Here is a 19,567-nt window from a genome sequence, read left to right on the forward strand (position 1 = left end):
CACCTAGAGCTTGCTGAGTGCCTGCATCGCATCGCGTTCGATGCGCGCGAGCTCGTGGAGGATGGCGCCCGCCTGCGTGAGTTCCTTCGCGTCACCGGATTCGCCCGCTGCAGCGACTTGCGCGGCCACCTGGGTCCAGAGGTTGGCGGCCTCCGTGTACAGGCTGTGGCCAGTCCGCAGGTGGCTGTTGTCGATCAGCTGGGCGCACTCGGCGAGGAAGTCCCGGTAGAGGTTGCGGAACAGGGCTCCGCCGGTGCCGGCCTTCTCCATGAGGAGGGCGGCCTGTGACAAGTCCTCCCGCGGATTCTCGGTGCGCTGCAGCCACTTCGGCACTTGCTTCGCGGTCTTCTCGATGCCCCGGTGGCCCAGGTTCGCGATGGGTGGGTTGAGGAAGGCGTCGGCGCAGGCCTTGATCGCGGGGATGATCCGGTCCTGCGGTGAAGGCAGGCCGCTGGGCGCGGTGATGGTGAAGGAGCGGTGCTTGGCGGTCATGGGGCCGCGTTCGGCTCGGGCTCTGGCCAGGGCGGCGAGGCTGGTGGTGACGGCTCCGCCTTGCGGGGCAGTGTCCACCAGGTAGGCGTCCTGGTCGTCGTAGCCGTACATCGCCACGACGTGTCCGCCGAAGTGCACCTTGGTGCTGAAGTAGTCCAGGTGGTAGCTGTCGAGCTGAAGGCCGACCGGCCGGCCGGCGTCGATCGGTTCCGCCACGTTCTGCCATGCCTTGCGCGGGGAGGTGGTCTCCCCGACCAGCAGCTCAAGCCCGAGTACGTCGGTCAGGTTCCTGGTGAGTTGGAACGGCTTGAGCCGACCTCCCAGGAAGGGAAAGCCCATGGCCTTGCTGTCCCAGTAGATGAAGGACAGCCCGGCGCCGAGCCCGAACAGCATGGGCTCGGACAGGTCGAGTCCCTCATGCCGCAGCAGCACGCCCAGCGCGGTCGTCTCGCAGTGCTGCATACCGCGGACATCAATGCCCTTCACCATGGTCATGCCGCTGACCCTATTCGGGGCACATTCCGCGCGTAGTGAGACGAGTACCCCTCGCCCCGTCCGTCCCCTGAGAAGCCTCGCCCCCGGCGCCCCACGGCACAGCTTCGTCCGCCATACTTCCGGCTGTGGAGCAGCGCATAGGTTCGAGCAGCCAGCCCCTGGAGGGCGCCGGATTCGACCCGGCCTTCATCCCCGGGCTCACCTCACCCGCGTCCGGCGAGCCGGCGGAAGCCGAGTTGGCGGACGACTCCGTCGAGGCGGAGGCCAAGGCCGAGGTGTCCGAGGGCCCCTCTCTCGACAAGGCCGACAAGGCCGAGGGGGGAGCGGAGACCGCGGCGACTGAGGAGGCCGAGGAGGACGAGGAGGACGAGGAGGACGAGGAGGACGAAGCCCCCGACGGGCCCGTCTTCGAGGCCTCCGACCGCCGCGCGAAGATCGTCGCCGACCACAAGGGCGTACGTCTCGCCCTGGACGACCAGGCCTGCGAGTTCCGCTGGGACGAGATCGGCGCCGTAGAGACGGAGTCCCCCCGCTTCGGCAAGCGTTTCACCATCACGGTGCACACGCCGGACCGCCGCTGGTACCCGATCGAGATCGAGGCGACGTCCAGAAGCCGCTTCGGCGAGTGGGAAACGCAGCTCGACGAGGTCCTGGACGCCTACTTCGAGGAAGAAACAGACGGCGACGGAGACGCCGAGTAGGGGCGCGGGGAACTGCGCGACCAGCCACAACCGGCCCGCAGTTCCCCGACTACCGGATCTACCGGATCACCCCGGACCTACTAGCAGTACGTCGATTCCTTGCCGATCGACCGATACATGCAGTCCGCGTTCTCCAGCAACTGCAGCACCGCGTCCCGGTTCCGGGCCGTCTCCCGGGAGATGACCTCGTCGGGCGGGTAGAAGCCGCCCCCGGAACTCGACGTCGGGTACATCTCGAAGGTGTACGCGAAGATCTTCTGCGAACCCCAGAGATAGTCGTCGATCGACCCGTCGGTGATGTACAGGTCGCTGGACTGCTCCGGCGTGTACCCGTTGCTGTCGGCCATGCTCGTGCCGACGGCCGCGAAGGCGTTGCGGTCGTCGGTCGTCATGCCGGTCGTGGTGTTGGCCGTCGTGTACCCGAAGGGCCACAGCACGAGCTCGCTGTACGTGTGGAAGTCGATGCCCGCCTTGATCTGCTGGACGCCGCCGACGACCCGGCTGCGTACGAAGTTGGCGACCACCTTGACCTCGGGTGCGGACTCGGCCGCCGTACCCCGGTAGGTCTCCGAGGACGTCGACCCGGAGGAACCGCCGCAGCAGCCCCACCTGTAGTCCCAGTTCCGGTTGAGGTCCGTGCCGACGTACGACGAACCGCTGTTGGGCTGACGGTTCTTGCGCCACGAGCGGTACGCGCCGCTCGCGATGTCGTACTCGCCGCCGTCCGGGTTGAGGTCCGGGACGATCCAGATCTCGCGGTTGTTCACCATGCTGGTGACGCGGGAGTCGGTGCCGTAGTCGGACGTCAGCTCGGCCAGCAGATACAGAGCCATCTCGACGGTGAGGTGCTCACGGGCGTGCTGGTGGTGGGTGAACAGCACCTCGGGCTCGGCCTCGTCCGTGCCGACGTTGTCGCTGATCTTGATGGCGACGATGTTCCGGCCGGAGTACGAGGTGCCGATGACGCGCTGGCTGACGATGCTCGGGTAGGCCGCGACGGCGGCGTTGATCTGGCTCGTCATCTCCGCGTAGTTGTGGTACTGCGAGTCGGCCGACGGGAAGTCGTAGAGCCGGATGTCGTCCGCGGCGGACGAGCGGTCCGGTGCCGAGCCCAACAGCGAGACCTCGTAGCCCTGTTGCTTGAGCTTCTTGATCTGGTCGGCGCGGCCGGAGACGACCACCGTCTCCTCGTCGGCCTCGTCCACGGACACGCCGGACGTGGCGATGGCGGTGCGGGTGACCGGGGTGCTGTGGTCGACGTGGATCTCGTACTGGCGGATGTCGTCGGCCGAGGGTGCCGCCTTCGGGGCGCTGTCGGCCGTCGCGGAGATGGGGGCCGCGAGGGCGATGGCCATCAGGGCGGCGAGAGCGGCGGTTCGTCTGCCGCTGCGGACGCCTGAGCCGCGTATGCGAAGTCGCATGAAATCTCCTTGGTTGGAGCTGGGGGGTGGTTCATTGCGACGTACGTGTGCGGGTGTTACGCGCACGTGGTGCGTGCGCGTGTGGCGCTCATCGTGCGGGCGTGACATGGTCAGGTCAAGAGTGGATAAAGAGACGCTGGCCGAAACCGGCCGAATTTTCGGTTGCGCAGTGTACGCGTGCCGGTACTCGCTGAGGCGCTCCCCGGCAAAGTGCACCCGCGGGTGTGAGCGTCGCGTGCATATATGTGGCGCACGGGAGAGGGTGAGGGTTCGCGCAAGAGGAGCCACACCCTCCGGCTTCTCGGACGACACCCCAGAGGACTGGCTGATCATGGGCGGATCAGCGCCACGACGGGACACCCGGCTACCGGTGGAGACGACCAGTTTCGTCGACCGGCGGGACGAACAGGCCGAGGGCCGCGAGCTGTTGGCCAGGGCCCGACTGGTCACGCTGACCGGGCCCGGCGGCGTCGGCAAGACGCGCCTCGCCGCACGTATCGCGGCCCGGGTCGAACCTGCCTTCCCGGACGGCGTGCGCTTCGTGCACCTCTCCGGACTGCACGACCCGGCGCTCGTCCCGCTCGCCGTCGCCGACGCGCTCGGGCTGCACGATCACTCGATCGGCCCGCCGCTGGACGCGCTGGTGGCCCAGGTCCGTGACCGGCGACTGCTCCTGGTCGTCGACAACTGCGAACACCTGCTGCGGGCCTGCGCCGATCTGGCGGCGGCGCTGTTGCGCGGCACGACCGGCGTCCGCGTCCTCGCCACCAGCCGCCACCGCCTCGGCCTCACCGAGGAGCACCTCATGGACGTACGACCCCTGCCCGTCCCCGATCCGGACGGCGACCTCTCCGCCGCCGCCAACCCGGCCCTCGCCCTCTTCGCCGACCGCGCCGCGGCCGTCGTCCCCGGCTTCCGGCTCACCGCCGCCAACAAGCAGGCGGTGGCCCGCCTTTGCCGCCGCCTCGACGGCCTCCCCCTCGCCATCGAACTCGCCGCCGTCCGCATGCGCGTCCTCGGCGTCGAACAACTCCTGGAACGCGTCGACGACCGCTACCGCCTCCTCACCGCCGGCAGCCCCGCGGTCCCACCCCGCCACCAGACGCTCCGCGCGACCGTCGACTGGAGCCACGAACTCTGCACCGAACAGGAGCAGTTGGTGTGGGCCCGGCTGTCGGTACTGGCGGGGAGCTTCGACCTGGAGACGGCGGAGGCGGTGTGCGCGGACGGGGTGGAGGGGGCGGAGGGAGTGGATGGGACGGCCGATCGGGCAGGCGGGGCCGGTGGGAGCCGTGGAGTCCGTGAAGGCGGCGAAGGTGGCGGGGGGCGTGAAAGCGACGGGGTCGGCAGTCTCGGTGCGACCCGCGAGGACTGCGAGTGCGGCGGCGTTCCCCGAACGGGCGGCGAGGGCACCCGATTCCGCCAGGGCGGCAGGCGCTCCGAATCTCACCAGGGTCGCGAGGGCGCCGGACCCTGGCAGGGCGGCGAACTCCGGCAGGGCGGCGACGCCGTACCGCCGCACGGCGACGTGCCGCCCCGCGACTGCGTCGTGCGGCCCGCGCCTCCGACCGCGGTCGGCATGGTCGGCGCGCCCCCGGCTGTCGTCGGCACGCCCGGCGTAAGCCCACCGCCCCGTGTCCAGTCGTACGAGGTCCTCGAAGCCGTCGCCGGGCTTGTCGACAAGTCGGTGCTGTGCAGGGAGACGGGGCCCGGGGGCGGAGTGCGTTACCGGCTGCTCGACACCCTTCGGCACTACGGCGTCGACCGGCTGCGGGAGATGCCGGGGGAGGAGGACGCGGCCCGGCGGCGGCAGTTGGCGTGGACGCAGGCGCGGGCCGCCGACTGTGAGCGGGCCTGGTTCGGGCCCGGGCAGCGGGAGATCGTCGCGCGGCTGCGTGTCGACCAGGACAACCTGCGCGGCGCCCTCGAATTCGGCCTCACCGCACCCGGCGAGGCGCTCTCCGCGCTGCGGCTCGCCGGGACCCTCTGGTTCTACTGGCATGCCTGCGGCGCACCCCGCGAGGGCCGTTACTGGCTCGACCGGGCCCTCGACGCCAACCCGGAGGAGACTCCCGAGCGGGCCCGCGCCCTGTGGATCGCCGGCCTCCTCGCCGGTTCCCCCGAGGACCTCACCCGGGGCCTGCGCCGCGCCGAGGATGCTCGTGCCCTGGCCCTCCGGCTCGGGGACGCGGCCGAGGCCGCCCACGCCGAGTACGTCATCGGGGTCATCCGCCTGTTCAGCGACGACCTTCTCGCCGCCCTGGAGCACTTCCGGGCCACCGTCGCGCGTGGCCGCGTCCCCGGTCAGCACCTCAGCCTCGTCGGCCTTGACCGCGTCGAACTCGCCTGCGCGCTCGGCCTGTTGGGCGAGGCCGACCAGGCCATCGCCGTCTGCGAGGACACCCGCCGGCTGTGCGAGGAGCACGGCGAGGAGTGGGTGCTCTCCTACGTCCTGCGGATGCTCGCCCTCGCCCACACCGTGAAGGGCAACCGGGCGGAGGCCGAACACCACGCCCGACACGCCCTGCGGCTCAAGCTCGCGATGAACGACGTCACCGGCATCGGACTCACCCTCGACCTGCTCGCCCAGATCGTGCTCCTGGGTGACGCCCACGAACGCGCCGCCGTCCTGCTCGGCGGAGCCGACCGGGTCTGGGCCGACGTCGACCACAACCGCTGGGGCTCGGACTTCCTCAACGCCCGGCGGCGCGACAGCGAGGCACGAGCACGCGAGGCCCTCGGCCCACACGTCTTCGAGCGGCTCTACGGACATGGCGGCCGACTCGGCCTCGCGGAGATCGTCGGCTACGCACTGAGCGAGCGCCGGCCCGAACAGGCCGAACAAGCCGTAGAAGAGAGCCCGTTGAGGGAATCCGCGGCATCCGGGCCATCCGTACCCGCCCCACCTCCCGCGAACGGCGTCCGGCTCACCACCCGCGAGACCCAGGTCGCCGCACTCGTCGCCGAGGGACTCGCGAACCAGCAGATCGCCGACCGCCTGGTGATCGCCCGACGCACCGCCGAAGGCCATGTGGAACGCATCCTCAGCAAGCTCGGCTTCAGCAACCGCAGCCAGATCGCCACCTGGGTGACGGCACAGCGCTGACCCGATCCCCACCCTCACCAAGACGGACGTACGAAGGCGTACGACAGAAGGGGGCCGCATGACCGACCAACCCACCTCCACGCAGGGCGCGTTCGACCACCGTATGGCCGTGTTCGGCTCGGAAGACGAGTTCGTCGCCGCCGCACTGCCCTTCCTCGCCGAAGGACTCGCGGCCGACGGCGAACCGCCACCCGTGGCCATCGCGGAGCCCGGCAAACTCGACCTCCTGCGCGACGCGCTCGGCGGTGACGCGAAGGGCGTCGGCTTCGTCCCGCACACCGAGTGGTACTCCGGGTCCGCCGCCAACGCCGTTGCCCAGAGCGCCGGTTACCTCGCCGCGCACGCCGGACCCGGCGGCCGTATCCACCTCCTCATGGAACCGGTGTGGAGCGGCCGCGCGGGCCGGTCCCCGCGCGAGGCCGCCGAGTGGATCCGCTACGAGGCTCTCGCCAACCTCCTCTTCGCGCCGACGGTGGCCACGGCCCTGTGCGCCTACGACACCCGTACCGCGGGCCCCGTCCTCGTCGACGCGGCCCGTCGTGCCCACCCCGGCAGCGGCGTGTACGAGGATCCGGCCCGGCTGGCCGCCGAACTCGACTCCGTGCCGCTGCCACGGCCCCCGTTCGACGCCATCCCGCTCGCGGACGTCAGCCACGACGCCGTCTGCGCCTGGGCCGCCGTCCATGGACTCGGCGCCGCGGACGCGGAGTTGTTCGCCGAGGCCGTCACCGCGGCGACGGCCCTCGGCCCGGTCACCGGCGCCCTGCTGTGGGGCGAGGCCCCCGCCTGCGTCTGTGAACTGCGCCTCGCCGCCCGCGTCGACGACCCCCTGGCCGGCTTCGTCCCGCCGCCCGTCGACGAACTGGAGCCCGGCCAGGGCCTGTGGTTCACCCGGCAGGTCTGCGCGTACGTCGACGTCCGCCCCGACGGAGGGGGCACGACGGTACGCGTCCAGTACGCGTAGCCGGCGTCCCCGTACGCGGGTATGGAAACAGGTAGTCCTCCCCGTGTGCCGTACACCCGGGGAGGTCATCCTGGGATCATGCTGCGACATTCCGGGGTGCGGTTCCCGGATCCCGGTCCCCTGACTGTCGAGTACGACCCCCGCCCCTCCGCGGTCCGCGAGGCCCGTCAGGAGGTGCGCAGGCATCTGGAGGGCTGGGGCCCGGCGGAGCCGGACGAGTTGGCGGAGCTGGTGGACACGGCGGAACTCCTGGTCAGCGAGCTGGCCACCAACGCCCTGCTGCACTCCGCCGGTCCCTTCCGGCTCACCCTGACCGTCGCCGACGCCATCCTGCGCTGCGAAGTCGCCGACCTGGACCACCGTTCGCCGCGGGTACTGGGCGTGGACACCTCGGGGAGCGGGGGGCACGGAATGTTCCTGGTGGACGCGCTCGCGAAGCGCTGGGGCTGTGAGCAGGACGGGGCGGGCAAGACGGTCTGGTTCGAACTCGACTGCGGGTAACGGGGCAGCCACACGCCCTCTTGTAAGACACCGCGCTTTGCGCTTTGTTGACCCGCATGTCCGACACCACGGGAAACCCCACGGAAACTCAGGCCCCAGGCCATCCCGACTCCTCCCCCCGCAAGTCCAGTTGGAAGTACATCTGCCCCGGCATCGTCGTGGCCGCGACCGGCGTCGGTGCCGGTGACCTGGTCGCCACCCTCATCGCGGGCAGCAACTTCGGCTACACCCTGCTGTGGGCCGCGGTCATCGGCTGCCTGGTGAAGATCTCCCTCGCCGAGGCGGCCGGCCGCTGGCATCTGTCCACCGGCCGCACCCTGTTCGACGGCTGGGCGAGCCTCGGCCGCTGGACGTCGTGGTTCTTCGTCGTCTACGCCGTGATCTGGGGCTTCGTATACGGCGCGGCGGCGATGTCGTCGAGCGCCCTGCCGCTGCAGGCCCTCTTCCCGGACGTGATGGACCTCAAGGCGTGGGCGATCGCCTGCGGCCTGGTGGGTCTGGTCTTCGTCTGGTTCAACAAGTACGCGGTCTTCGAGAAGGTCATGACCGTCCTGGTCGGCGTCATGTTCGTGGTGACGGTCTATCTGGCGATCCGCGTCACCCCGAACCTCGGCGACGCGTTCGCGGGCCTGCTCCCCGTCCTCCCCGACGAGAAGGACTCGATCCTCAACACCCTCGGCCTTATCGGCGGCGTCGGCGGCACCATCACCCTTGCCGCGTACGGCTATTGGGTCAACGCCAAGGGCTGGACGAACACCGGCTGGATGAAGGTGATGCGCTTCGACAACCGCGTCGCGTACGCCACGACCGGCATCTTCGTCGTCGCCATGCTCTTCGTCGGCGCGGAACTTCTCCACTCCGCGAACGTGGCCATCGCCAGCGGCGACAAGGGCCTCATCCAGCTGAGCGACATCCTGGAGGCGGAGTACGGCACGGCGACCGCGAAGTTCTTCCTGATCGGCTTCTTCGCCACCTCCTTCACCTCCCTGATCGGCGTCTGGCACGGCGTGAGCCTGATGTTCGCGGACTTCGTGGCCCGCTTCCGGGCGGGAACGGACACGGCGACGGGCGAGGAGGTCGCCTCAGGCGCCCGCGAACGGTCCTGGCCGTTCCGCGCGTACCTGCTGTGGCTGACCTTCCCGCCCATCGTCCTGCTCTTCCAGGGCCAGCCCTTCCGGCTGATCATCCTGTACGGCGTCCTCGGCGCGGCGTTCCTCCCCTTCCTCGCGGGGACGCTGATGTGGCTCCTCAACTCCTCACGCACGCTCAGGGAATGGCGCAACGGTCCGCTGAGCAACGCGATGCTCGCGATCGCCGGACTGCTGTTCCTGGTGCTGTGCGTGAAGCAGGTGTGGGATCAGCCGTGGTCGGAGTTCTTCTGACCTGCCGCCGAGCTACTGCGACCGAGGGGCTACTGCCACCGAGAGCTACCGCCACTGAGGGCTGAGCGCGATCTCCCTCAACTGCTTCATCGTCAGGGCCGGCTTCTCGCGGGAGGGCGCGCCGTGCTGGTCGCCCGCGTTGAAGGCGCTGATCACGACACGCAGGCCGTCGGTCCGCAGGGTGTCGACGGTCCACATGACGACGCCCTCCACGCCCTTGTCGCCGCCTGTCACACGGGTGGTGACGAGGGTGCCGTCGTCGAGGGTCTCGGCGCCGCTGAAGATGGCGTCGTCGGCGAGGTCCCCGAAGCCGGGCTGCACGTTGATCTCGACGAGGCTCTTGCCCTTGCCGTCGTTCACGACGACATAGCCCCAGCCGCCATCGTCGTTGTTGCCCGCTGAGACCACGTCGACAGTGTCGGGGAGGAGGTTGACGAGCGCCTTGCGGATGTCGACGCCGGTCATGCCGCTCTCCTCCGGGGCAGGCGCCCCGGCGTCCCCGGTGTCCTGGGGGATGGAGTCGACCGCGGTCAGCCACGCCGGTGCGGTCACCAGCTCCTTCAACTGCTCTCCGTTCAGGGGCGGGTTGGGTCGGCTGACCGGCGCCCCCTTCTCGGCCATGGAGTTCCACTCGCTCACCGACACGTGCTGCCCCGTGGCGGTGACCAGGTCGGCGGTCCACCACTTCGTTTCCTCGCGCTTGTCGGGGTACTCGTACCCCTGGAAGACCTTGAGCAGCGAGCCGTTGGGCAGCCTGCTGGTCTTGCAACTGTCGTAAGGCGTCTGCGTCTTCGACGGGCACGTGGTCCACTCACGGGCCTGTGAACTGCCCGGCTCGATCCGGCCCAGGTTCACGGAGACGAGGGCATCTCCGTTCCCGTCGTCCCACACGAGCTGTGCGTACGGCCCCAACTCGTCCGCCGTGCCCCGGCCGGCCTCCTCGGTGAACTTCCCGTTCCCGAGCAGCTCTTCGAGCGTCTGGATCAGCTCCTGGTCGGACACCGGCTTCGCCGACGCGGACGCGCTCGGCTTCGCCGCCACCGAGGACTCCCGCGCGCTGTCGTCCCCGGGCAGGACGAGCAGCGTCCCGCCCACCGCGACAAGCGCGAGGGAGGCAGTGCCGCCCACGACGGCGGCCCGACGCCGCAGCCGCAACCGCCGCCCACGGGCCAGACCGGCCGCGGCGAGCGCGGTCCCGTCGGGGTGGAAGGCGGAGCCGGCATCGCGCAGCTCGGCGGCGACGCGGTCCTCGAAGGGATCGCTGTGCTGTTGAACGGGCATGGCAAACCACCGTTTCCGCGAGGTCTGTAGTGATGGGAAGTCGTGGGGGTGGGGTCGTGGGGATGTGACCGGAGATGGAGATGTGACTGGAGGTGGGGATGTGGTCAGAAGCGCGCGTACTCGCCGAGGTCCTCGCCCAGCAGCTCCCGCAGCCGGCCCAGGGCCCGGGTGCATCGGGTCCGTACCGCCGACGAACTGGCGTTCATCGCGTCGGCGGTCTCCTCGATCGACCGGTCCTCCCAGTAACGCAGGACGACCACGGCCCGGTCCTTGGCGGGCAGCCGGGCGAGCGCCTGCAACAGGGTCAGCCGCAGCGGTACGTCGCCGTGGTCGGCGTAGGCCTGGTCCGGCAGTACGTCGGTGGCGCGTTCCTTGCTGCTGCGGCGCCGATGGTGGGCGAGGAAGGTGCGGGTGAGCACCGTCTGCGCGTACCCGGCCGGGTTCCCCACCCGGCTCACCCGTTGCCAGCTGATGTACAGCCGGCCCAGGGTCTCCTGCACCAAGTCCTCGGCGAGGTGCGTGTCGCCGGCGGTGAGCAGACACGCGGAGCGGTAGAGATGCCCCGCGCGTGCCGCCGCGAACTCCGCGTACTGGTCCGCAAGGACCTGTCTCATGTGATCCCCCTGCTTCTGGGCGCTGCTCGCACCGTCCTCACTTCACTGATGCGGTGGACCCCGGGAAATGTTTCACACGAATCGCAGGGCAGGGTGAAGGCATTGACACAGATGGGGCCCGGGGAGAGACTCACACAGCCCCTGACCAGGGCGTTCGGTATCCCAGGGCGGTGTCAGGGGATATCAGGGGGTGTCTTGCCACAACGCCGTGGCGGAAAGCGAGAACTTGCTGTGGCCCCGACCGACCACACCTTCAGGGCCGTCGCCCCGGTCATCGCCCTGTGCTGGCTGGCCCTGTTCTTCGACGGCATGGACGCGATGCTCTACGGCGCGACGATGCCGCACCTGCTGGCCGACCCGTCCCTCGGCTTCACCCACGCCCCCGCCGGAACGATCGGCAGCTGGACGACTTTCGGCATGCTGATCGGAGCGTTGGCGACGGGTTCCCTGACGGACTGGCTGGGCCGGAAGCCGCTGGTCACGGCGAGCGTGGTGCTGTTCTCGCTGGGCTCGGCGGTGTGCGCACTGGCCCCGGACACCGGGATGTTCGCCGCGGGCCGCTTCGTGTCGGGCCTGGGTCTGGGCGGCCTGATGCCGCTGGCTCTGGCGATCGTCGCGGAGTTCGCCCCTCCTCGCCGGGCGGCCCTGGCCATGGGCCTGATGATGACGTCGTACCACGCGGGCGGCATGGCGGCGACGGGCGTGGGCCTGGCCATCGGCCCCGGCCAGGGCTGGCGCTGGGCCTTCTGGATCGGCGCGCTGCCGGCGCTGATCGCGGTACCGGCGGCACTGAGATGGCTGCCGGAGTCCCCGGCCGTACTACTGGCGAAGGGCCGCCAGCAGCAGTCGTACGAGATATCGGACCGCTACGGCCTGCCCCGCCCGGGCGGCAGGACTGAGGCACCGCGTCGGATTGCGGCGATCACGGGTCTTTTCGCCCGGGAGACCCGCCTGGCGACCCCACTCCTCTGGATCGCGTCCTTCGCCGGCCTGCTGCTGGTCTTCGGCGTCTCGATGTGGCTGCCGGAGCTGATGCGGAGCTCGGGCTACTCGCTCTCCTCCTCGGTCACGTTCCTGATGGTGATCAATGCGGGCGGAATCGTAGGCATGCTGATCGCGGGCCGCACGGCGGACCGTTTCGGCCCGGTACGGGTGTCGGCGCTGTGGTTCCTGCTGACGGCATGCGGCACGTACGCCCTGAGGGCCCAACTGCCGCTGACAGCCGCGTATGCGGTCGTCTTCGTGACGGGCATCTGGCTCTACAGCGCCCAGGCGATGGTCTACGCAGCCACGGCTCGCGTACACGCGGCCCCCGAACGCGCCACTGGCCTCGGCTGGGTCACCGGCATGGGGCGGCTGGGCGGGGTGGTCGGCCCGACCCTGGGCGGCACGGTCCTCGCATCCGGTAATGCGTCGCTCGGCTTCACGACATTCGCGGTGACGGCGGTGTTGGGGGCGGCGGCGATCGGGCTGGTGCCGGTGGCGACGCGGGGAGGGCGTCGGCGGGTGCGGAGGATGGCTCACGCCCTGGTGACGGCAGCGGGCTGATGCGGGGCGATTATCTTTCGCCAAGGACCAGACCGAGGCACGGGGGACCGACACCGATGACCAACCAGCCGCCGCCTCAGCCGCAGCTTCCGCCTCTGCCGAGCGCGCCCCCACCGGCTCCACCGGGTTTCGGCCCACCGCCACCGCAGTACGCGTACCCGCAGCCCGCGGCAAGACCCTCATGATGGCCGTCATCCACATCAACGGCAGGTTCTACGAGTGCGTCGTCGACGCGAAGAGTCGAGACCTGGTGGCGCAGTGGTTCGCTCAACTGGCGCCGGTGCTGGGGTATTTCCGGCCGATGGGGTAGCCGCGTCGAACGGTTGCTGACCGGCAACTCCTGGCCTACCGCAAGAGCTTCGCCTGGCGCCAACCCCTGGCCGGCCTCGGTACCAGCTCGTCCTGCGTGGCGTAGGACACGCTGATTACAGGATTGCGTTGGGGAAAGTTCAGGGAAGTCATAGGGGCGCCCATGATTGCCGTGAAGGGATGACCGTGACGTCCACCGCGCCTCGCCCCATACCCCGAGCTGCAGGATCGTTTCCGCTCATCGGCCACGCTCTGAAAATGCGCGACAACCTCGGCTTCATCGACTCGCTGCGCGACACACGGGAACCACTCGTCGAGATCACCCTGCAACCCGGGACGCGCACCGTCGTGGTCCAGGACCCCGCCCTGATCCACCAGATGCTCAAAGCCCTGGGGCCCAGCCTCGACAAGGGTCGGCTCTACGACAAGTTGGGGCAGCTGCTGGGCGACAGTGTCGTCACCGCCGTCGGCCGGAACCACGTACGCAAACGCCGCCAGCTGCAACCGGCGTTCGCCCACACCGAGATCAGCCGGTACGTCGACATCATGCGCGCCGAGGTGACGGCCACGGTCGCCGGCTGGGAACCCGGGCGAACCCTCGACGTACGCGAGGCGATGGTCGGGCTCAGCCTCGACATGCTGGCCAAGACGGTGTTCGCCGGCAGCCTCGACGACGCCGTCTTCCGCCGGCTGCGCAGCGACCTGTCGGTGGTGTTGAACGACGTCGGTGTGCGCATCATGCTGCCCGACTGGGCCGAGCGCCTGCCGCTGCCCTTCAACCGCCGCTTCGACCGGGCCCGGGCCGGCGTACGCGCCACCATCAACACCGCCGTCGACGAACTGCAGGCCTCCGGGCACGACACCGGGGACATGCTCTCCATGCTGCTGCGCGCCGTCGACGAGGAGACCGGCGAGCCGCTGACCGGGCATCAGATCTGCTCCGAGATCCTCACCCTGGCCGTGGCGGGCACCGAGACCACCGCGTCGGTGCTGTCCTGGACCCTGTACGAACTCGCCCGCCACCCGGAGATCGAGGCCCGCATCCTCGCCGAGCTGGACGAGGTCGTCGGTGAGCGGCCGGTCGCCCTCGACGACGTGACCCGGCTGCCGTACCTGAACCGGGTGATCACCGAGACCCTGCGGCTGCACCACCCCGGCTGGCTGGTCACCCGCCGCACCACCGAGGAGACCCGGCTCGGCGAGTGGACGATGCCCGCCGGCACCGAACTGGCCTACTGCCAGCACGCCCTGCACCGCGACCCCGAGCGCTTCCCCGACCCGCACACCTTCGACCCGGACCGGTGGACCGACCCCGCGCAGCAGCCTCCGCCGGGCGCGTTCCTGCCCTTCGGGGACGGCAAGCACAAGTGCATGGGGGACCGTCTCGCCCTCACCGAGATGGTCACGGCGCTCGCGACGATGCTGCGTTCGGTACGGCTGGAACTCTCCGAGGGCCAGGTCATCCGCCAGGTCGCCCGGCTCACCGTACGGCCACGCACCCTACGGATGACCGTCCGCCCCCGAAACCGCCCCTGAGCCGGGGTCGGGCGCTAGCGCGTGGGAGGGGGTGATCGGAGCGTTTGGCCCACGCTGGCGGCAGCCGACCTGCGGTTTTCCCCTCGCCGCTTGGCCCAAAGGAGCCGATCGCCGGGACTGACCCCCACCGGAAACCGGCTAGCCGCGAAGGCCCCCGCCAAGCGGCGCGATCCCCGCCCGCCTGGCCCGAGCCATGCGCTCCTTGTCGCGGGCGATCTCCCCGTACAGTTCCGGTGGCGTCCGCGCACCCCGCTCCAGTGTCATGAAGTCCGTGGCCCCCGGCGCCGCGATCACCCCGCCGAACTCGGGGTCGCCTGCGAACCAGGCGCCGTGCTCCAGCTCGCCCGTCCAGCGCTTCCTCTGGAGCGGGTTGACCGCCCGCATGGTCTTGGACCAGTCGCCGTCCGCGTCGGTCCGCACGCGCACGGGGAGTGCCATCGTGTCCCTGACGCCGGGGGTGGGACGTATGGATGCGCGGTACTCCCAGGGGTACTCCCGAAGAACCCTCCGGATCCTCCGTAGCCGGAGGATGGGCCCCACCGAGTACAGCGCGAAGGCGAAGACGAACGGGGCCGCGACGACACACACGAGGCCCGCGACGCGCATCCACAACGGCTGCGTCCCGGGCCGGTCCCCGAGCATCCCCATCACCACCAGGGTCGCGAGCAGCAACATCACGACCGGCGGCAGAACCGCCCCCGCGCGCAGTCGCGCGAGCTGCCAGTTCCGCCGAGTCTCGGGGTGATCGAAGGCGCACGTGTCCGTGGGGACCTGCACGGGGCGTGTCATCTGGCCGGCTCCTGCTTCGGGGTTCCGAGACTAGGACATCCTTTCTCCGTGTCGCCCTTTTGAACGTGTTCAAATCTGCGCTAGGCTCCTCCCTGTCAACCAAGGGGAGCCCGATGAAGTACGTCATACCCGGTGGAACCGGGCAGGTCGGCACGATCCTGACCCTCGAGCTGACCGCCGCCGGCCATGAAGTCGTGGTCCTGACCCGACACCCGACACGCGACCATGAGATCTCCTGGGACGGCGAGACCCTCGGCCCCTGGGTCGAGGCGATCGACGGCAGCGATGTCGTCGTCAACCTGGCCGGTCGCAGCGTCAGTTGTCGCTACACCGATGCCAACCTGCGGGAAATGATGGACTCGCGCGTCCACTCCGCCCGAGTCGTCGGCGAGGCGATCTCCGCCGCCGCCCGGCCGCCACGGCTGTGGCTGCAGATGAGCACCGCCACCGTCTACGCCCACCGCTTCGACGCCCCCAACGACGAGGCCACCGGCGTGATCGGAGGCACCGAACCCGACGTCCCCGACTACTGGTCCTACAGCGTCGAGATCGCCAAGGCCTGGGAGCAGGCGCAGGAGAAGGCCGAGACCCCCTTCACCCGCAAGGTCGCCCTCCGCGCCGCCATGGTGATGAGCCCCGATCGCGGCGGCGTCCTCGACGTCCTGCTGCGGCTCGCCCGGCTGGGGCTCGGCGGTCCCGTCGCGGGCGGTGCGCAGTACGTGTCCTGGATCCACGACCGCGATTTCGTCCGCGCCGTCGAGTTTCTCGTCGACCGGGACGACCTCACCGGGGCAGTGAATCTCGCCGCTCCCGTTCCCCTGCCGCAGCGCGAGTTCATGCGTGGGCTCCGCTCCGCCTGGGGCGTCCCGGTGGGCCTGCCCGCGACGAAGTGGATGGCGGAACTCGGTGCCTTCGCGCTCCGCTCGGACACCGAACTCCTCCTGAAGAGCCGCCGAGTCGTCCCCGGCCGCCTCCTCGAAGCGGGCTTCACCTTCGACCACGCCCAGTGGCCGGACGCCGCCGCCGACCTCGTGGGTCGCGTGCGCGGCGGGTCCGGCCACACCAGGTGAGCCCGATTAACTGCTACGGCAGTGCATGCACATGCGCCCCCACCGAGTTCGACCACGCATTCCCAGCCGCCGCATCCCAGTTCGTCGACCACGTCATCGCGCCCCGCAGGTCGGGATACGTCCTCGACGGCTTGAAGGAGCCGCAACTCGTCCCCGCCGTAAGGCAGTCGAGGGCGTTGTTCACCACCGAAGGTGACACATACCCGCTCCCCGCCCCGCTCGTCGAGGCCGGCAGCCCCAACCCCACCTGGGACGGGGACAGTCCGCCCTCCAGTTGGATGCAGGCGAGGGCCGTCAGGAAGTCCACCGAACCCTGCGAGTACACCTTGCCGTCGCAGCCCAGCATCGAACCGCTGTTGTAGTACTGCATGTTGACGACCGTGAGGATGTCCTTCACGTTGAGGGCCGTCTGGAAGTACGCGTTGGACGTGGACTGCATGTCGATCGTCTGCGGAGCCATCGTGATGACCAGCGACGAGCCCGCCAGCGAGGACAGTGAGCGCAACGCCTGGGTCATGTAGGTGGCGTTGAGACCGTTCTCCAGGTCGATGTCGACGCCGTCGAAGCCGTACGTCTGCATCAGCGAGTACACCGAGTTGGCGAAGTTCGTCGCCGACGCCGAGTCGCTCACCGACACCGTGCCGTTCTGGCCGCCGATCGAGATGACGACCTTCTTGCCGGCCGCCTTCTTCGCCGCGATGTCCGTCTTGAACTGGGCCACCGTGTAGCCGCCGAGACCGGCCGAGTCGAGGGTGAAGCTCACCGCGCCCGGTGTCGTCGTCGCGTCGGCGAAGGCGACCGCGATGATGTCGTAGGCGGACTGGACGTCGGAGATCTTCTGGACGGTCGCGCCGTTGTTGAAGTTCTGCCAGTAGCCGGTCACGGCGTGCTTCGGCAGCGCGCTGCCCCCGCCCCCTCCGCTCGCCGTCGTCGTGCCCGTCACCGCCGCCGACTTCGTCGACTCGCCCGCCGAGTTGGTCGCGGTGACCTGGAAGGAGTACGACGTCGACGCCGCGAGCCCGGTCACGGTCGCCGAAGTGCCGGTCACCGCCGTCACCTTCGTACCGTCGCGGTAGATGTTGTAGCCGGTCGCGCCCGAGACGGTGTTCCAGGCCAGCGACACGGACGAGGACGTCGTGCCCGAGACCGACAGGCCGGCCGGTGCCGACGGGATCGTCGGGAGCGGGTCGGTGCCGCCGCCCCCGTCGGGGCCGTACACGGAGACGTCGTCGGCGTAGTACGCCGGCTGTCCGTACCAGCCGTGTGTGTACACCGTCACCGAGGTCGTCGACGCGCCCGTGGTGAAGGTCGTCGACAGCTGCTTCCAGGCCGTCGAGTCCGGCGTCCACGTCGACACGTCCGTGGTGCCGGTGCCGGTCACGCCCAGGTAGGCGTAGCCGCCCTGCACCCAACTGCTCAGTGTGTACGTCGAGTTCGGCTGGACCGCGACCGACTGGGTGCACTTGGCGTTGTCCTGGCCGGCCGGCGTCCCCTTCAGCGCGGCCGAGCCGCCGTGCACCGGTGAGGAGACCGTCGTACCGCTGCTCGCGGTGCAGGTCCAGTTGGTCAGGCCCGACTCGAAGCCGGCGTTCTTGGCGTTGTTGACGTCCGCGGCGGATGCCTGGCCGGTGCCCGCGAAGGTGAGGGCGAGGGCTGCTGTGACGGCTCCTGCCCAGAGCCGTGCCGATCTTCTGTATCTGGACATGACAATAAGCTGGTCCAGACCAATCCATCTGTCAAGAGGTCTGGGCCAATGGGTCCGTCAAGAGGTCCAGACCAGCTTGTCCAGCAACAGCCCCGCCGTGCATCCCGCCAGCAGTACCGCCGCCGACATCCAGGACGCGGATTCCGCGAACCCCGTCCCCTCCCACCCCAGGGGCAGCGCCAGGAGTTGGGCCGCCACCGGCACCGCGCACGCCGCCGCCACCTGCCGGGCCGGAATCTCCCGCCACGGCTCGGGGTACGCCCGCGCCGCCGCCCACGTGGCCAGGGCGACGCAGGCCAGGTGGGGCAGGTGGATCAGGGCGAGGGTCGCGCCGAAGGAGTCGGTGCCGTCCGGGGCGACCATGGTGTCGTGGATCAGCTTCATCTGGACGTACTCGGTGAACAGGAGGATGACGAGGCCCACCGCCCAGGACCGCGCGAGCGCCGGCATCGAATCCATCGCCTCCGAAGATCTACGTGAACGGCGAAAGCGAGCGTATGTGCGGACCGGGCCCGGATGCCTGGGCCCGGGGACCCAAACAGGGACCCAGTCGGAGGCCCAGGTGGAGACCCAGGCCGGTCCCACTGGCGCCGGGCGACGCATTCGGACCGGACGCGATGCGCAACCTGCCCCGTTTTGACGTGGCTTGTGAGATGTCGGTTGCTCCACAGCTACAGATTTGCTGTTCTCCGGTCACAGAGGCGTGGATACAGTGCTGAGGTAGTCACGCTGTGAAGTCGACTCGGTAGGCCGGAGTAACGCCGGCGGGTGCCGACGGGCGGGAGACGGGGAGCTGCGCGTGCCAACAGCCGTTGCCGTGACCAGTGCCGACATGGCGCTGCCGCCGCAGGACGAACGAACCGTGCCCGCAGTCGTCCTGCCGGACCTGGACAGGGAGCCGCTGGACCGGTCGCTGGCGGCCATCCAGACGCTGATCGACCAGCACGGGCATGTGATCGTCGTGTCCTCGCGGGCCGCCCCGGCCGGCGTGGAGCGGAGGCTGCATACCGTCCGCTCCATCCTGGAGAGCGACCGTATCGCCCTGTTCCGTCCCGAACTGCCCCCACTCGGACTCGCCGTCCTGGCCCGCCAGTTGAGGCAGCTCGCGTCCTGCGACCTCAGTCCGGGCGTCCTCGCCTCGGCGGGCCGGCTGCTCACCCACTACATCCACGCCGGGGCCGTACTCAACTCCGTGGCCAAGCTGGACCGCGTCCCCGTCGGCCTCAAACAGCACGCCAAGTCCTGGGTCCCCGGCAGCCAGTTCGCCGTACTCGCCCATCCCGAGCCGCAATTGGTGAAGATCGCGCCCGGAGCCGCCCTCGCCGGGCCGGAGTTCGGCACCTGGATGCTCGTGGCGAAGGGGCAGCTCCAGTCCGACTGGGTGGGAAGCGCGCTCGCCCCCGCCTGGAGTGTCCAAGGGCTGAGAGAGGCGCCACTTCCGGCCGAATCCGCGAACTGGTGGGGTACGAACAAGCTGATCGAGTTCTGCAGTTACCTGCCGGACCTGTCCGTCCTCTACCAACTGGTCACGTCGGTGCGGCAGAACATCTGCCACTGGTGTGGCATCGACGTCATCGGCGACCGCTGCGTCTTCTGTTCGGCCACCCCGCCCGTCTACGAGAACCAAGCCCCCACCGGGTGAGTCCTGAACCA

The 19,567-nt window shown here is 69.8% G+C and carries 17 protein-coding genes; 10 read left to right on the forward strand and 7 right to left on the reverse strand.

Going from position 1 to position 19,567, the window contains the following annotated elements:
• Nucleotides 1-3 precede the first annotated feature (3 nt).
• On the reverse strand, nt 4-987 hold the full coding sequence (locus tag AC5DRG_RS34070; RefSeq protein ID WP_491803367.1) for a BtrH N-terminal domain-containing protein: 984 nt from the start codon (nt 985-987) through the stop codon (nt 4-6).
• 125 nt (nt 988-1,112) lie between these two features.
• Between AC5DRG_RS34070 and AC5DRG_RS34075 the strand changes: the two genes are divergently transcribed.
• Nucleotides 1,113-1,688, forward strand: coding sequence for a hypothetical protein (locus AC5DRG_RS34075; RefSeq protein WP_491803369.1), 576 nt, complete (start codon nt 1,113-1,115; stop codon nt 1,686-1,688).
• Nucleotides 1,689-1,768: 80 nt separating this feature from the next.
• On the opposite strand, the gene AC5DRG_RS34080 is transcribed toward AC5DRG_RS34075, so the two are convergent.
• A complete protein-coding gene (locus AC5DRG_RS34080; RefSeq protein WP_491803370.1) occupies nt 1,769-3,109 on the reverse strand; it encodes a M14 family metallopeptidase in 1,341 nt (446 codons plus the stop codon).
• A gap of 331 nt (nt 3,110-3,440) precedes the next feature.
• Between AC5DRG_RS34080 and AC5DRG_RS34085 the strand changes: the two genes are divergently transcribed.
• From AC5DRG_RS34085 to AC5DRG_RS34100, 4 genes are all read left to right on the forward strand, one after another.
• On the forward strand, nt 3,441-6,215 hold the full coding sequence (locus AC5DRG_RS34085) for an ATP-binding protein (RefSeq protein ID WP_491803371.1): 2,775 nt from the start codon (nt 3,441-3,443) through the stop codon (nt 6,213-6,215).
• A 58-nt stretch (nt 6,216-6,273) separates the two neighbouring features.
• A complete protein-coding gene (locus AC5DRG_RS34090; RefSeq protein WP_491803372.1) occupies nt 6,274-7,179 on the forward strand; it encodes an anti-sigma factor RsbA family regulatory protein in 906 nt (301 codons plus the stop codon).
• 78 nt (nt 7,180-7,257) lie between these two features.
• Nucleotides 7,258-7,680: an ATP-binding protein gene (locus AC5DRG_RS34095; protein WP_491803373.1), complete on the forward strand. Its 423-nt coding sequence runs from the start codon at nt 7,258-7,260 to the stop codon at nt 7,678-7,680.
• 56 nt (nt 7,681-7,736) lie between these two features.
• Nucleotides 7,737-9,062, forward strand: a complete 1,326-nt coding sequence (locus AC5DRG_RS34100) for an Nramp family divalent metal transporter (RefSeq protein WP_491803374.1) — start codon at nt 7,737-7,739, stop codon at nt 9,060-9,062.
• 45 nt (nt 9,063-9,107) lie between these two features.
• Here the strand turns inward: AC5DRG_RS34100 and AC5DRG_RS34105 are convergent, their stop codons facing one another.
• Both AC5DRG_RS34105 and AC5DRG_RS34110 read right to left on the reverse strand, forming a co-directional pair.
• Entirely contained in the window at nt 9,108-10,343 is a 1,236-nt protein-coding gene (locus AC5DRG_RS34105; protein ID WP_491803375.1) for a hypothetical protein, read from the reverse strand.
• Between the two features lie 104 nt (nt 10,344-10,447).
• Nucleotides 10,448-10,957, reverse strand: coding sequence for a SigE family RNA polymerase sigma factor (locus AC5DRG_RS34110; RefSeq protein WP_491803376.1), 510 nt, complete (start codon nt 10,955-10,957; stop codon nt 10,448-10,450).
• Between the two features lie 231 nt (nt 10,958-11,188).
• Between AC5DRG_RS34110 and AC5DRG_RS34115 the strand changes: the two genes are divergently transcribed.
• From AC5DRG_RS34115 to AC5DRG_RS34125, 3 genes are all read left to right on the forward strand, one after another.
• Nucleotides 11,189-12,505 (forward strand): MFS transporter, encoded by a 1,317-nt coding sequence (locus tag AC5DRG_RS34115; protein ID WP_491803377.1) that lies wholly within the window; start codon nt 11,189-11,191, stop codon nt 12,503-12,505.
• Nucleotides 12,506-12,689: 184 nt separating this feature from the next.
• Entirely contained in the window at nt 12,690-12,815 is a 126-nt protein-coding gene (locus tag AC5DRG_RS34120; RefSeq protein ID WP_491803379.1) for a hypothetical protein, read from the forward strand.
• Nucleotides 12,816-12,994: 179 nt separating this feature from the next.
• Nucleotides 12,995-14,350: a cytochrome P450 gene (locus AC5DRG_RS34125; RefSeq protein WP_491803380.1), complete on the forward strand. Its 1,356-nt coding sequence runs from the start codon at nt 12,995-12,997 to the stop codon at nt 14,348-14,350.
• A gap of 138 nt (nt 14,351-14,488) precedes the next feature.
• Here AC5DRG_RS34125 and AC5DRG_RS34130 read toward each other — a convergent pair whose 3' ends face one another.
• Complete coding sequence (locus AC5DRG_RS34130; protein WP_491803381.1) at nt 14,489-15,139, reverse strand: hypothetical protein; 651 nt, start codon at nt 15,137-15,139, stop codon at nt 14,489-14,491.
• 113 nt (nt 15,140-15,252) lie between these two features.
• On the opposite strand from AC5DRG_RS34130, the gene AC5DRG_RS34135 reads away from it, so the two are divergent.
• Nucleotides 15,253-16,209, forward strand: a complete 957-nt coding sequence (locus AC5DRG_RS34135; protein ID WP_491803382.1) for a TIGR01777 family oxidoreductase — start codon at nt 15,253-15,255, stop codon at nt 16,207-16,209.
• Nucleotides 16,210-16,222: 13 nt separating this feature from the next.
• Here the strand turns inward: AC5DRG_RS34135 and AC5DRG_RS34140 are convergent, their stop codons facing one another.
• Nucleotides 16,223-17,914, reverse strand: a complete 1,692-nt coding sequence (locus tag AC5DRG_RS34140; protein ID WP_491803383.1) for a chitinase — start codon at nt 17,912-17,914, stop codon at nt 16,223-16,225.
• A 57-nt stretch (nt 17,915-17,971) separates the two neighbouring features.
• Nucleotides 17,972-18,373 carry a hypothetical protein gene (locus tag AC5DRG_RS34145; protein ID WP_491803385.1) on the reverse strand — a complete coding sequence of 134 codons (402 nt, stop codon included), beginning with the start codon at nt 18,371-18,373 and terminating at the stop codon, nt 17,972-17,974.
• Nucleotides 18,374-18,746: 373 nt separating this feature from the next.
• On the opposite strand from AC5DRG_RS34145, the gene AC5DRG_RS34150 reads away from it, so the two are divergent.
• Nucleotides 18,747-19,556: a hypothetical protein gene (locus tag AC5DRG_RS34150; RefSeq protein WP_491813240.1), complete on the forward strand. Its 810-nt coding sequence runs from the start codon at nt 18,747-18,749 to the stop codon at nt 19,554-19,556.
• The last annotated feature ends 11 nt before the right edge of the window (nt 19,557-19,567 follow it).

It is taken from the genome of Streptomyces sp. JLBG701, from assembly GCF_058544905.1.

Bases quoted from the DNA above. Each gene is read 5' to 3' on its own strand.
- AC5DRG_RS34070 (WP_491803367.1), bottom strand. From the start codon at position 987: ATGACCATGGTGAAGGGCATTGATGTCCGCGGTATGCAGCACTGCGAG.
- AC5DRG_RS34080 (WP_491803370.1), bottom strand. From the start codon at position 3,109: ATGCGACTTCGCATACGCGGCTCAGGCGTCCGCAGCGGCAGACGAACC.
- AC5DRG_RS34085 (WP_491803371.1), top strand. From the start codon at position 3,441: ATGGGCGGATCAGCGCCACGACGGGACACCCGGCTACCGGTGGAGACG.
- AC5DRG_RS34090 (WP_491803372.1), top strand. From the start codon at position 6,274: ATGACCGACCAACCCACCTCCACGCAGGGCGCGTTCGACCACCGTATG.
- AC5DRG_RS34095 (WP_491803373.1), top strand. From the start codon at position 7,258: ATGCTGCGACATTCCGGGGTGCGGTTCCCGGATCCCGGTCCCCTGACT.
- AC5DRG_RS34100 (WP_491803374.1), top strand. From the start codon at position 7,737: ATGTCCGACACCACGGGAAACCCCACGGAAACTCAGGCCCCAGGCCAT.
- AC5DRG_RS34105 (WP_491803375.1), bottom strand. From the start codon at position 10,343: ATGCCCGTTCAACAGCACAGCGATCCCTTCGAGGACCGCGTCGCCGCC.
- AC5DRG_RS34110 (WP_491803376.1), bottom strand. From the start codon at position 10,957: ATGAGACAGGTCCTTGCGGACCAGTACGCGGAGTTCGCGGCGGCACGC.
- AC5DRG_RS34120 (WP_491803379.1), top strand. From the start codon at position 12,690: ATGGCCGTCATCCACATCAACGGCAGGTTCTACGAGTGCGTCGTCGAC.
- AC5DRG_RS34125 (WP_491803380.1), top strand. From the start codon at position 12,995: ATGACCGTGACGTCCACCGCGCCTCGCCCCATACCCCGAGCTGCAGGA.
- AC5DRG_RS34130 (WP_491803381.1), bottom strand. From the start codon at position 15,139: ATGACACGCCCCGTGCAGGTCCCCACGGACACGTGCGCCTTCGATCAC.
- AC5DRG_RS34135 (WP_491803382.1), top strand. From the start codon at position 15,253: ATGAAGTACGTCATACCCGGTGGAACCGGGCAGGTCGGCACGATCCTG.
- AC5DRG_RS34140 (WP_491803383.1), bottom strand. From the start codon at position 17,914: ATGTCCAGATACAGAAGATCGGCACGGCTCTGGGCAGGAGCCGTCACA.
- AC5DRG_RS34145 (WP_491803385.1), bottom strand. From the start codon at position 18,373: ATGGATTCGATGCCGGCGCTCGCGCGGTCCTGGGCGGTGGGCCTCGTC.
- AC5DRG_RS34150 (WP_491813240.1), top strand. From the start codon at position 18,747: ATGGCGCTGCCGCCGCAGGACGAACGAACCGTGCCCGCAGTCGTCCTG.